The organism is Candidatus Binatus sp. (assembly GCF_030646925.1).
Taxonomy (GTDB): Bacteria; Desulfobacterota; Binatia; order Binatales; family Binataceae; genus Binatus.
In genome coordinates this window covers 49,228-61,653 of record NZ_JAUSKL010000076.1, presented here as the reverse complement: position 1 = coordinate 61,653, position 12,426 = coordinate 49,228, and the positions used below count along the sequence as shown (strand labels likewise).

The 12,426-nt window shown below is 62.4% G+C and carries 12 protein-coding genes; 8 read left to right on the top strand and 4 right to left on the bottom strand.

Annotated elements, in window-relative coordinates:
• Positions 1–17 precede the first annotated feature (17 nt).
• On the top strand, positions 18–1,091 hold the full coding sequence (locus Q7S58_RS13550; protein ID WP_304826488.1) for a class I SAM-dependent methyltransferase: 1,074 nt from the start codon (positions 18–20) through the stop codon (positions 1,089–1,091).
• Positions 1,092–1,252: 161 nt separating this feature from the next.
• Here the strand turns inward: Q7S58_RS13550 and Q7S58_RS13545 are convergent, their stop codons facing one another.
• Positions 1,253–3,076 carry an FAD-binding protein gene (locus Q7S58_RS13545; RefSeq protein WP_304826485.1) on the bottom strand — a complete coding sequence of 608 codons (1,824 nt, stop codon included), beginning with the start codon at positions 3,074–3,076 and terminating at the stop codon, positions 1,253–1,255.
• A 130-nt stretch (positions 3,077–3,206) separates the two neighbouring features.
• Here Q7S58_RS13545 and Q7S58_RS13540 point away from each other — a divergent pair, with 130 nt between their 5' ends.
• Genes Q7S58_RS13540 through hydA form a run of 6 tightly spaced genes read left to right on the top strand, consistent with a single transcriptional unit; the run spans position 3,207 to position 9,106 of the window.
• The gene (locus tag Q7S58_RS13540; protein WP_304826482.1) at positions 3,207–4,049 is read left to right on the top strand and encodes an ABC transporter substrate-binding protein; all 843 of its coding nucleotides are present in this window, start codon (positions 3,207–3,209) and stop codon (positions 4,047–4,049) included.
• Positions 4,046–5,113, top strand: coding sequence for an iron ABC transporter permease (locus Q7S58_RS13535; RefSeq protein WP_304826479.1), 1,068 nt, complete (start codon positions 4,046–4,048; stop codon positions 5,111–5,113). The genes Q7S58_RS13540 and Q7S58_RS13535 overlap by 4 nt, the downstream gene beginning before the upstream one ends.
• Complete coding sequence (locus Q7S58_RS13530; protein ID WP_304826476.1) at positions 5,110–5,940, top strand: heme ABC transporter ATP-binding protein; 831 nt, start codon at positions 5,110–5,112, stop codon at positions 5,938–5,940. Before Q7S58_RS13535 ends, Q7S58_RS13530 begins: the two co-directional genes overlap by 4 nt.
• Before the next feature lie 42 nt (positions 5,941–5,982).
• The gene (locus Q7S58_RS13525) at positions 5,983–6,690 is read left to right on the top strand and encodes an HAD family hydrolase (RefSeq protein WP_304826473.1); all 708 of its coding nucleotides are present in this window, start codon (positions 5,983–5,985) and stop codon (positions 6,688–6,690) included.
• A 13-nt stretch (positions 6,691–6,703) separates the two neighbouring features.
• Positions 6,704–7,696, top strand: coding sequence for a metallophosphoesterase (locus Q7S58_RS13520; RefSeq protein WP_304826470.1), 993 nt, complete (start codon positions 6,704–6,706; stop codon positions 7,694–7,696).
• 15 nt (positions 7,697–7,711) lie between these two features.
• Entirely contained in the window at positions 7,712–9,106 is a 1,395-nt protein-coding gene (hydA, locus tag Q7S58_RS13515; protein ID WP_304826467.1) for a dihydropyrimidinase, read from the top strand.
• A gap of 240 nt (positions 9,107–9,346) precedes the next feature.
• On the opposite strand, the gene Q7S58_RS22210 is transcribed toward hydA, so the two are convergent.
• From Q7S58_RS22210 to Q7S58_RS13505, 3 genes are all read right to left on the bottom strand, one after another.
• Entirely contained in the window at positions 9,347–9,682 is a 336-nt protein-coding gene (locus tag Q7S58_RS22210) for a GIY-YIG nuclease family protein (protein ID WP_370655516.1), read from the bottom strand.
• Between the two features lie 240 nt (positions 9,683–9,922).
• The gene (gene folK / locus Q7S58_RS13510; RefSeq protein ID WP_304826464.1) at positions 9,923–10,474 is read right to left on the bottom strand and encodes a 2-amino-4-hydroxy-6-hydroxymethyldihydropteridine diphosphokinase; all 552 of its coding nucleotides are present in this window, start codon (positions 10,472–10,474) and stop codon (positions 9,923–9,925) included.
• Positions 10,475–10,482: 8 nt separating this feature from the next.
• Positions 10,483–11,652, bottom strand: a complete 1,170-nt coding sequence (locus tag Q7S58_RS13505; protein WP_304826461.1) for an LL-diaminopimelate aminotransferase — start codon at positions 11,650–11,652, stop codon at positions 10,483–10,485.
• 249 nt (positions 11,653–11,901) lie between these two features.
• Here Q7S58_RS13505 and Q7S58_RS13500 point away from each other — a divergent pair, with 249 nt between their 5' ends.
• Positions 11,902–12,423 (top strand): cytochrome c3 family protein, encoded by a 522-nt coding sequence (locus Q7S58_RS13500; protein ID WP_304826458.1) that lies wholly within the window; start codon positions 11,902–11,904, stop codon positions 12,421–12,423.
• Positions 12,424–12,426: the final 3 nt, after the last annotated feature.

Below are 12,426 nucleotides of genomic sequence, written 5' to 3'. Positions count from 1 at the left end.
TCGCGAAGGAGAAAAGAATGGCCGACGAAAAATCGCAGCTCGATTGGGGCAAAATAAAAAACTTCTCGCAGCAGGTGTCCACCGATATCGGCGCCGCGATGTTTGGAGCGCTCAGCTACATCGGCGATCGATTGGATATCTTCAAGACGCTCGCCGACGCCGGCGCCGTGACCAGCGCGGGGCTCGCGGAGCGCACCGGACTCAGCGAACGCTATCTGCGCGAGTGGCTGAGCGCGATGTCGGCGGCCGGCTACGTGATCTACGACGCGGCGGCGAAGACCTACACGATGCCGGCGGAGCACGCGATGGTGCTGGCGCGGGAAGAGTCGCCATTCTTCGCTGGCGGCTTTATGGAGATGATCGTGCCGCAGATGTCGATCGCGCCCAAGGTGATGCAATCGTTCAAGAACGGCCGCGGTGTTCCACAAAGCGAATATCCGGCCGAGACCTGGGAGGCGATGGAGCGATCGTCGGCTTCGATGTATCGCGATCGGCTGGTGCGGAAATGGCTGCCGACGATGCCGCAAGTCGTCGCGAAATTAACCGAGGGCGGCACGGCGCTCGACGTTGGATGCGGCAGCGGCCGCGCGGCAATCGCGATCGCGTCGGCGTTCCCCAAGACGGAGGCGCACGGCTTCGATGCGCATCCGGGATCGGTCGAGCGCGCGCGCGCCAATGCCAAAGCTGCGGGCGTCGGCGAGCGCATCAAGTTCGACGTCGTCGATTGCACGAAACTGCCCGAGGCCAAATTCGATTTCATCTCAACCTTCGATGTGGTGCATGATTCGGTCGATCCGGGCGCGCTGCTCGCGTCGATCCGGCGCGCGCTCAAGCCGGGCGGCACCTACCTGATGGTCGAAGTGAACGTGTCGTCGAATCTCGAGGACAACATCAACCCGATGGGGCGCATGATGTACTCGATGAGCACGCTCTACTGCATGACGGTGTCGCTCGCGCACGGCGGCGCGGGAATCGGCGCGTGCATGGGCGAAGCGAAGGCGCGCGAACTGGTCGCGGCGGCGGGCTTCTCGAAATTCCGGCGATTGCCGATCGACGACGCGTTTTCAGTGCTCTACGAAATCCAGGTCTGACGATATCAACATCTCCGGCGCCCGCCGATCTTCCCTCGCCCGCTTTGTTGCGGGAGAGGAAGTCGAAGCCGCGGCACGCGACGAGGCAGGTGAGGGTGGTCGCGCCGGCCGGATTTCATCCGAACGGCGCGACGGAAGTCTGAATCAGCAACGCGCGACCCCTACTCCAACCGGCGCTGGAACGCATCCTGGAGCGCGGGCAGCACCGCGTTCCAATCGGCGACGAGTCCGATATTGGCGCGCGCGAAAATCATCGCATCCGCATCGTTGTTGATCGCGACGATTGTCTGCGCGCGCTTCAGTCCGCAGGTATGATTGGGCGCACCGCGCACGCCGATCGCGATATACAGCCGCGGATCGATCGACTTGCCAGTGAGCCCGACCTGCAACTGGCGCGGCACCCAACCCTGATCCGTCACGCGCCGCGTCGCGCACATCCCGGCGCCGAGCACTCGCGCAAACGCCGACGCCTGCGCGACGCCTTCGGGACCGCCGACGCCGGTGCCGATTCCGACCACCACTTCGGCGCCTTCGAGCGGAACGATCGAGGTATCGAGCAGCGAGTGCGCCTTGATTAGCCGGCTTTTCGGCGCGCTGATTTCCGGCCGCGCGATTTCGACTTCGGCTTCTTTTTTTTCCGACGGCGCCGCGAGTTCGAGCACGCCCGGCCGCACGGTCGCCATCTGCGGAAAAGTCTTCGAATAGATCGGCGCAACGATATTGCCGCCGAAGGCGGGCTTCAGCGCGACCATCCGATTCTCCGCGTCGAGTTCGATATCGATCGCGTCGCCGGTAAGCCCGAGTCCGAGCCGGGCCGCCAGCCGTGGTCCCCAATCGCGCCCGCGCTCCGTCGCGCCGAGCAAAATTCCCCACGGCGCGTGCAGCTTGACGAGCGTCGCCGCGGCTTCGGCCGCGGTTTCCGGCGTGTATGGCTCGAGCGCCGGATGCTCGATCGCGAGCACTTTGTCGGCGCCGAAACTCGTCAGCAATCCGGCGTGGCGAACGATCGCCCCGCCGAAACCGAACGCGATAAGCGCGCCGCCGAGCCGCGACGCGATCTCGTCGCCGCGCGAGAGCAATTCGAGCGTGCCGCGCGTGATGCGTCCTTCGAGATCGATCTCGCATCCGACCCACAGATCCGCGCCGCGCTTGTCCGCGCGCCGAATCGCCTGGACTGGCCGGCGTTTGTGCTCGCGATGACTGAGCGCGCCGAGCGCTTCGAGTTCCGCGATCACCTCGGCCGCCGCGCGCTCCGGATCGCTCGCGTCGATAAATTTGCATTCGGTCTTTGGCGTCTCGACGATGCGAACTTCCTGCACCCAGGTCGGCGATCCCGCGAGTCCGAACTCCTTCGGATCGCCGCTTAACTCCGACGCTCGCACGGCGAAGATGGTTTTCTTCTTGGCTTCATCGGACGCGCCGGGCTTGACCTTGATCGGTTGCGCGACGCGCTCGGCGCACGTGATCACGACCGGCAACGCTGCTTCGACTTCATCGAAACCTTCGTCGCTTTCGCGCTCGGCCGTCACGATTTGCCCGTCGATATTGAGTTTGCGCGCACCGGTGATTTGCGCCGCGCCGATCAGTTCGGCGATTTCCGGGCCGACCTGTCCGGTTTCCGCGTCGAGCGAATATTTGCCGAGCAGGACGAGATCGAATTTTTCGCGTTTGATAAAGAGCGCCAGCGCGCGCGCAGTCGCGAGGGTATCCGCGCCGGCGAACGCGCGATCCTCGAGATGCACCGCGCGATCCATCCCCATCGCGAGCGCGTCGTTCAGCGCGTCGCGCGCTTGCGGCGGTCCCATCGTGATGACGGTATTCTCGGCCCCGTGGCGCCCCTTCAATTCCATCGCGAGCGAAACCGCGCGCAAGTCGAACGCGCTGATCACGTTCGGCCCGTCGCGCTTGATAGTTTTGGTCGCAGCGTCGAAATTCGCTTCCTCGACGAGCGGGATCTGCTTTATGCACACGGCAATTTTCAACACGGTTCGTGCTCCTTTGCTGGCTCACGAGGCTAGTTGAGCGCGGCGCGCCGATGCAACTCGGCCGCGGATGCTTAACCGCGCAGACGCGATCAGGTAGTTTCGCGAGGTGACCTGGATTCGAGCCGCGGGCGTGTCCGCGATTATTGCCTGCACACTATCGTTCGCGGCGTCGGCGGATGCCGCCGCGACGCGGCGAATCGTGTCGCTCGCGCCATCGGTCACGGAGACGCTGTTCGCGCTGGGCGCGGGCCCCGAGGTCGTCGGCGTCTCGCAGTATTGCGATTATCCCGCCGAAGTGCGAAAGCTCCCGCGCGTCGGCTCGTTCCTGACGCCAAATCTTGAAGCGATTATCGCGCTACGTCCCACGCTGGTGATCGGTCTTGGATTGTCGTCGGATCAACGCGAAATCCGCGCGCTCAATTCGATGGGCTATCCGGTGCTGCTGGTGAGCGACGCTTCGCTTGGTGAAATCGAAAAGAGCATCGATGCGGTCGGCGCACGAGTTGGCCGCGAGCACGAGGCTCGCGATCTCGTCGCGCGGATTCGCGCGCAGGTTGCGCTGGTCAGCGATCGTCTCGCGTCGTCGCGGATTGTGCGGGCGCTGATGCTGGTGGGGCATCAGCCGATCGTCGCGGTCGGTCGCGGCACGTTTCTGAATCAACTGCTCCAGCTCGCGCGCGCCGACAATATTGCGGCGGTCTCGGGTCAGGAATGGCCGCAACTGAGCCTCGAATACATCATCGCGATGCGCCCCGAAGTGATTCTCGACGGTTCGATGGGTAACGACCCCAGGTCGCCGAGCCACTTCTGGGAGAAGTACCAGACGATCCCCGCCGTCAGCGGGCATCGCGTGTTTGGATATCCGCAAGATCCGATTCTGCATTCGGGGCCGCGCGTCGGGCGTTCGCTCGAAATGATCGCGCGGATGATTCATCCCGAGGCGTTTGGCAGCGTCGCGGAGAATGGCAAGTGAGCGCGACGAGCGCATCGACGACGCCGCCACTCCGCCGCGATTCGGCGAGCGTCGAGCCGGCGCATCTCACGCGCGCGCGCCTCGTATCGGTGCTCACCGCGCTCGCGATCCTGTTGATCGTATCCGCGCTGGTGGCGGTATCGTTCGGCAGCGCACATATCAGCTTGATTCGCGCGTTCGGCGATTCCGCTAGTCCCGATCACGCAATCTTCTACGGGGCACGCTTGCCGCGAGTGCTGATGGGAATCGCGGTCGGCGCGGTGCTCGCCGCGGTCGGCACGGCGCTGCAGGCGCTGGTGCGCAATCCGCTCGCCGAGGGCGGAATCCTCGGCATCTCGGGCGGCGGCGCACTTGGCGCGATCGTGGCGCTCGTGATGTTCGCGCAAATCGGTGGCGGCGAAGCGACGGTCCCGCTATGCGCATTCGGCGCCGCGCTGCTCTCGACCGTCGCGGTGTATCGGCTCGCGCTGGTCGATGGACAACTCGAGCCGTTCACGCTGCTGCTGGTCGGCGTGATCTTCAACGCCTTCTGGGGCGCCGCGATCATGCTGGTGAACAGCGTCGTCAATTTTTATTACGCGCACAGCATCCTGTTCTGGCTGATGGGCAGTCTCGAAGCGCCGACGTATCGCGAAGTCGAAATCGTCGCCGGCCTCGGCCTCGCCGGATTTGCGGTCTTGATGCTTCACGCGCGCGACCTGAACCTGCTGAGCCTCGGCGATGAATCGGCGGCGGAACTTGGCGTTGACGTCGATCGTTTGCGGCGCACGATTTTCATCGCGACCTCGGTGATGATCGGCGCGGCGGTGTCGGTCAGCGGAATCATCTCGTTTGTCGGACTGATCGTTCCACACATGCTGCGCCTCGCGTTCGGCGCGGACCATCGATTGTTATTGCCTGCTTCGCTGATCGGCGGCGCGGCGTTCATGGTTGCGGCCGATCTCGTCGCGCGCGTCGCAATCGCGCCGGCTGAAATTCCGGTCGGCGCGATCACCGCTCTGTGCGGCGGTCCATTTTTTATCTTCATGCTGCGGCGCGAAGGACGGCGCCCGCTCTCGCTATGAGCGCGCATTCCGATGCATCCGCAATCGCGCTGCAAGCCAGCGCGATTCATGCGGGATACCCAGCCGTGCCGGTGCTGCACGGAGTATCGCTGCAAGTTGCGATGGGCGAGATGCTCGCGATCGTCGGTCCCAACGGCGCGGGCAAATCAACGCTGCTCAAAGTGCTGAATGGCTCGATGCTTCCGGCCTCGGGCAGCGTCGAGCTGTTCGGCCGTCCGATCGCATCGATGAATCGCCGCGAACTGGCGCGCACGATCGCGTCGGTCGGCCAGGAAAATGCCGTCGCGTTCCGATTCACGGTGCTCGAGATTGTGCTGATGGGCCGCGCGCCGCATCTTGGCGCGTTCCATTTCGAGAGTCCGCGCGATCTTGAAATCGCAACCGCCGCGCTCGATAGCTTCGGCTTGGCGCATCTGGCCGGCCGCCACATCCAGGAACTCTCGGGTGGCGAACGCAAGCGTGCTTTTCTCGCGCGAGCGCTGGCGCAGCAGCCGCGCGTCGCGCTGCTCGACGAGCCGACCGCGTTTCTCGATCTCAAGCATGTCGCCGAAATTCTCACGCGCTTTCGCGAGCTGTGCGGCGAAGGCCGGATGGCGGTGGTCGCCACGATGCACGATCTGAACGCCGCGGCGCTCTATGCCGACCGCGTCTTGCTGCTGAAGGATGGCGCGACGGTCGCCTACGGCACGCCCGCCGAAGTTCTGACCGCCGATCATCTGCGGCGCGTTTACGAAACCGAGGTGTATGTCGGGCGCAATCCTTCGACCGGCGCGCTGATGATTCTGCCTGCCGCGATGGCCGCTACCGCGCGAAACCTCAGTGAGTAGTCAATTGCCCGCTCTGTGGCGGGCGCATATTCTAAAAGCCGAATGGTGCTTGTTGAACCGGGACAAACTCTGAATCTCATCTTTGACGCCGACGACACGCTCTGGGATTCGAATATTCATTTTCTCGAAGCGTTCGACGCGTTTTGCGATGCGCTCCGCGACAGCGGCCTGATCCTGGAGCGCGCAGAAATTCATGCGGCAGTCCGTACCGCCGAACTGAAGCGTATCCAGACTCACGGCTACGGGCGCAAACCCTACATGGTCGCCCTGCAGGACGCGGTTGCCGAGCTCGCTCCGCGCGGCCACCATCGCCTCCAGATAGCGCTCGACCGTATCGGCACTCATTTGATCGAGCGCCACTGTGAATTGCTGCCGGATGTCGGGCCGACTCTGCAGCAGCTCGCCGCGCGGCATCGCATCATGATGTTCACCAAGGGGCAGCGCGATGAGCAATTGCGAAAATTGCATCGCTCAGGACTCGCGCCGCTGTTCGAGCGGGTCGAGACGCCGCGCGAAAAGGACGTGGACGCCTATCTGCGGCTGGTGCGCGACGCCGAACTCGATTCGTCGGCGACGTTCATGATTGGCAACAGCCCGCGCTCGGACATCAATCCGGCGGTGCGGGCGGGCTTGCGCGCGGTCTTTATTCCGCACGCGCACACATGGGATCTCGAGGACGAGGAACTCCTCGACGCCAAGGATCGAATTATCGAGTTGCCCACCTTTCGCAGGCTCGTGGAAGTATTCTAGTATCAATGATCCGATGTCCACGGCCGAGTTAATCGAAATATCAAGCAACGACGCTCCGTTGCCAGAACTCGACCCGATCGCGCGCGCGAAGCCGCCATTTGCGCTTCGCCCACTCCATCGGATGTGGCGGCGAACCATCGACAATATTCTGGTCTCCGAAGTATCGCTGCCGGTGCGCGGATTGCCGACTGCGATGGCCGGCATGGTCGCGTGCCAGATCAGCGACTTCCACGTCGATCGCGACGAGGACCTCGAACGCCTCGGAGCCGCGGTCGATTGTATAAATCAGCAGCAGCCCGATTTCGTGTTCCTGACCGGCGACTATTTTTCCGGCCCCGACACGATGCATCGCTATCTCGGCGCATTCACTGACGCGCTGAAAGATCTCAGCCCGCAGCTTGGCGTGTACGCGATTCTCGGCAATCACGATCATTGGTCGTCGGCCGAGCGAATCACGATCGCGCTGAAGCGCGCCGGCGCCGACGTGCTTGCGAATGAAAGCCGCCGCCTGGCGCTGCGCGGTGAAAAAATCGTCGTCGTCGGCATCGACGATTTATGGTCGCGCCGCGCCGAACCCGCGCGCGCGTTCGCCGACGTAAGAACCGGCGATTGCTCGATCGTGCTCGCGCACAATCCCGATACGGCGCTCTACACGCGTCATCTGAAGCCGGGCGTGATGCTCTCGGGGCATACGCACGGCGGCGTTGTGCGGATTCCGTACTATGGCTCGCCGCTCAAATCGATACTGCGCATCGGCAAGCAGTTCTATTCGGGCCTCAACCGCTACGAAGATTTTTTCATCTACACGAATCGCGGACTGGGCACGTTCTGGGTGCGGATTCGAATCAACTGCCCGCCCGAAGTTTCGCGCTTTACGCTGGCGGCGCTCGGCGATCACGTTGAAGTCGAATCTCCGGCGCCAAGAAAGCTGCGCCCGCTGAAAGGCGTTCGCGGACGCCGCATCAAACGTCGCGCCGCCCCGCGCCTTCGTCGCAAACGTTCATAGCCTGGAGCTTCCACCATGCTCGATCTCGCGATCGTCGGCGCAACTGCGGTCACACCGTCGGGCGTAGGGCCGGCTGACGTCGGCGTCCGCGTCGGCAAAATCGCGCAGATAGCGCCGAGCGGAACGCTCGAGCCGGCGGCGCGCACGATCGATGCGCGCGGGATGCTGCTGCTGCCGGGCGCCGTCGATCCGCATACGCATCTCGACGCCGAGATGTTCAATACCAGCACGATCGATGATTTCGAGTCGGGAACTGTCGCCGCGGCGGCTGGTGGCGTCACCACGATCGTGGACTACGCATTTCAGGCGGCCGGCGGCACGCTCGAGCAGGCGGTCGAGAAATGGCGCGCGAAGGCATCAGGCAAGGCGATCATCGATTACGGATTTCATATTGCCCTGCTCGATCCCTCGCCCGAGGCGATCGCCGAAATACCGCGCGCGGTCGAACGCGGCGTCACCAGCTTCAAAATTTTCATGATGCAGGGATTCGAGGCTCGCGCGCGCGACTACCTGCGCGCGTTCAGGGTCGCCGGCGAAAGCGGGGCGCTGCTCGCGATCCATGCCGAGGACGAGCATCTGATTGGATTCTGCACCGAGCGCCTGCTCGCGGCTGGCAAAAGTGGCGTTGCGCATTTCGGTGCGAGCCGTCCGCCGCTCTCCGAGTCGGCCGCCGTGCGTCGCGCGCTCGCGATGACCGAACTGGCGAACGCGCCGGCCTACTTCGTTCACCTGTCGAGCGGCGACGCGATCGCCGACATCCGGCGCGCGCGCGCGAACGGCCAAGTTGTGCTCACGGAAACGCGACCGATCTATTTGTATTTGACCGAGGAGCGCTTCCTCGAACCCGAAGGCGCCAAGTATGTCGGCTATCCGCCGCTGCGCAACGCCGCGAATCGCGACGCGATTTGGACCGCGCTCGCCGACGGCAGCGTTGATGTCGTCGCGACCGATCATTGCAGTTGGAAGCTCGAGCGCAAACTCGCCGCGGATCGCTTCACGCGCATCGTGCCTGGCATGTCGAACCTGGAAACGCTGGTGCCGATGCTTTTTTCAGAGGGTGTGGTTAAAGGACGAATCACTCTCGCGCGCATGGTCGAGTTGGTCGCGACCAATCCCGCCAAAATCTTTGGGATGTATCCGCAGAAGGGGGCGATCGTCGAACAGGCCGATGCGGATTTGGTGATCTTCGATCCGAATCGCAAGGTCATCATCAAGAGCGGCGAGATGCATTCGCGATCCGACTACGATCCATTTGAAGGATTCGAAATCACAGGCTGGCCCACGATGACACTGTCGCGCGGCGAGACGATCGTCGTCGATCGCAAGGAGCAGGCGCGCCGCGGCCGCGGCAAATTCATGCATCGCGCACGCTTCTCGCCCGCCTGGCGCTCTTCGCCGAACCTCGCCTGATTCGGAACTGCTGATTCTGAGCCAGACATTGATCGAGAGCCGCGAAGGGTCCACGAACACCTCCGTGTCATCCCGAGCGAGCGAAGCGACGAGGGATCCCGGATCCGGGATTCCTCGCTGTGAAGACGTCGCTCGGAATGACACGGATATGCCGCGCGGGTGAACTGCGATCGAGGGTCACCTTCGCAATTCATTCCGCGGCGAGATCATCCCAATTCGGATTCATCGCCTCGAGCAGGTTTATCTTTTTCTCCCGCCGCCAGCTCTAATCTCCTTCTCGCGACTGATCGCACTCCCGGGGTCGGAGAACTCTTCGAAATACACCAAACGGCTGATGTTGTAGCGCGCCGTGAAGCCACGCACGGCTTTGTCCTTGTGTTCGAAGACTCGTCGCTCGAGACTATTGGTGACGCCGACGTAAAGCGTGCGGGACGGACTCGACAAAATGTACACGAAGTAACTTCTGGCGGCCTTCGACACTTGCGGAAACCGGACAAGTCGAAATTCAGTCGCGCAAGAATGCGGCGATTCCGATTTTGCGGCTGGTTCCGGTAACGATCGCGGTCTTTTCCGCATCGCGCTTTTTCATCGGAGCAACTTACTCTTTTCAGCGCGAGCACCCTCTGCGGCGCTCGATTGATGGATGCGCTGACGGCGGTCGTTCCGTGTCATCCCGAGTGAGCCTTGCGACGAGGGAACCCGGATCCGGGATTTCTCGCTGCGCTCGAAATGACGGAGATGGCCTGGCCGCAGACAGTGGGTGTCGATCGAATGCAACGCGCGAATCGGCTACCCCGACGCATCAATCCGATCCGATCACTTCACGGTTTCGCCGCGTTTGGGCTGCGGCCGCAGCAGATCCGCGCGCGCCAGCGTGACGCGGAATGGCGATTTCAGTCCCGCGAGCATCTCCGAAATCGACGCGTTCAGCTTCGGATGAATCAATGCGGGCGCGAGTTCGCTCATCGGCGCGAGCACGAAGCGCCGTTCGTGCAGCCGCGGATGCGGCACCTTGACGAGTCGCGTATCGATCGTTTCCTTGTTGAAGAACAGCAGGTCGAGATCGATTATACGGGGCCGGTACTTTGCGCGCGTAGGCTTGTTGCCCTTGACACGCTTGCGGCCCATGATTTTCTCGATCGCGAGCAGCCGCCGCATCATCGCCTCGGCCGGCAACTCGGTCTCGACTTCGATCACGCCGTTCAAGAACGCGCCCTTCAGATCGCCGACCGGTTCCGTTTCGTAGATCGAGGATTGGCGCACAACCCTCGTTTCCGGGATCGCTGCGATCCGGTGAATCGCCTCGCGGTAATTGGCGGCTCGATCGCCTAGGTTACTGCCTATTCCGATGAAAGCCCGATTGGGCATCCTCGCCGTTAAAACCGAAGCGCTGTTAGTCGGTCCACTGCCTCTCTCAAACGTTCGCTAGACACCGTCAGCGAGAAGCGAACGTATCCCTCACCACCCTTACCGAAACCGGAACCTGGCGTGATTGCGATGCCGGCTTCCTTCAACATGCGTTCAGTGAATGACACGGAGGTGTAGCCCTGGGGAACCCTGGTCCAGACGTAGAAGGTTGCGCGCGGCGAGTCGCACTCGAGCCCCAGCCTGCGCAGTGCGCCGACCAGCACGTCGCGCCGCTCCTTGTAGATCGCGCAATACTCCGCGAGTCTGTCGCCGTCGCCGCCCTCGAGGCCGGTGATTGCCGCTTCCTGCACCGCCTGGAACACGCCTGAATCGCAGTTGGTCTTGACCTTACCGAGCGCGCCGACCAGTTGCGCGTTGCCGATTGCGAACCCGACCCGCCATCCCGTCATCGAGAAGGTCTTCGACAACGAGTGGAACTCGATCGCGCATTCGCGCGAGCCTGCGGCCTGGAAGACACTCGGCGATCGATAACCGTCGTATGCGATCTCGGAATAGGCGCTGTCATGCGCGAGGATGATGTCGTTTTTCAAGCAAAATTTGACCGCATTCTCGAAGAACGATAACTCGGCCGTCGCCGCCGTCGGATTGTTCGGATAATTCAGCCAGAGCATCCGCGCGCGCCGCGCGACTTCCGGCGGAATCGAAGCCAGGTCGGGCATGAAACCGTTTTCCTTCTTCAGGGTGAGGAAATACGGCTCGCCCCCATTGAATACGCACCCCGAGTAGTAAACCGGATAGCCTGGGTCAGGGATCAGCACGATATCGCCCGGATTGACGATCGCGGTCGAAAAATTCGCGATGCCTTCCTTCGATCCGATCAGCGCGCACACTTCGCGTTGATGATCGAAGCTCACGCCGAAGCGGCGTCGGTACCAGTCGGCGGCAGCGTTGCGAAACTGCTCGAGACCTTCGTAGTCGGGATAGCGATGATTCTTCGGATCGTCGGCAGCGCGCTTGAGACTCGCAATAATGTGTTGCGGCGTCGGCAGGTCGGGGTCGCCGATTCCGAGGCTGATAACGTCGATCCCCCGTTGCGCGACCTCTTTTTTCAGGCGGTCGAGTTCCGCAAACAGGTACGGCGGCAGGAGGTCGAGCCGGGAGGCAGTTTTGATTTGCACCTTGTCGAAAGAGCCTCGATGGGTAATTCGCACTTACATAACATAATTTTAGACCGGTCGAAACCACCCGCCCTCGTGATTCTCTGCGAGCATGATTTCCGCTCTCGCTGGTCAAGCTTGAACTCAGGACCCCAAGTATTAAATTTGATTGAATCAGATCGATCGTATTGTTAGAAATTTTAACATGACCCGCGTGGCGCGCGGTCCTGTTTTGTATTAAGCGGCTCTGGATACCGGGGCGGATCTGTCATGAACCTCAACCGCATAATGCTGCCGCTCGCTCTGATGCTGATTGTCCTGGGCATCGCCTCGATCGGCGTTTCCGAGCGTCCGTGGTTGCCGCGCGCCGATGTCGTCCAGCCAATTCCGTTCAGTCATCGCGTCCACGCCGGCGTGAACAAAATCCCCTGCCAGTACTGCCATGCTTACGCAGGCCGTTCGTCGGAACCGGGTATCCCGGCGGTCGCGCGATGCGTCGGATGCCATGGCAGCGGAATCGCCGGCGGAGGAATCGAACCCGTCACGCGGCCATGGACCGACACCGCCGAGCCTCCGTTCGAGATTCGATGGAACCGCGTTTACACGCTTCCCGACTTTGTGCGATTCACGCATAGGCCTCATATCCACGCCGGCATCGAATGCCAAAGCTGTCACGGTCCGGTACAAACGATGGATCGCGTCGTGCCGGTGAAGGAAATCAACATGGGCTTCTGCGTCGATTGCCACACTGAAAGGAAAGCCACGCTCGATTGCGTCGCGTGTCATCACTGAGGG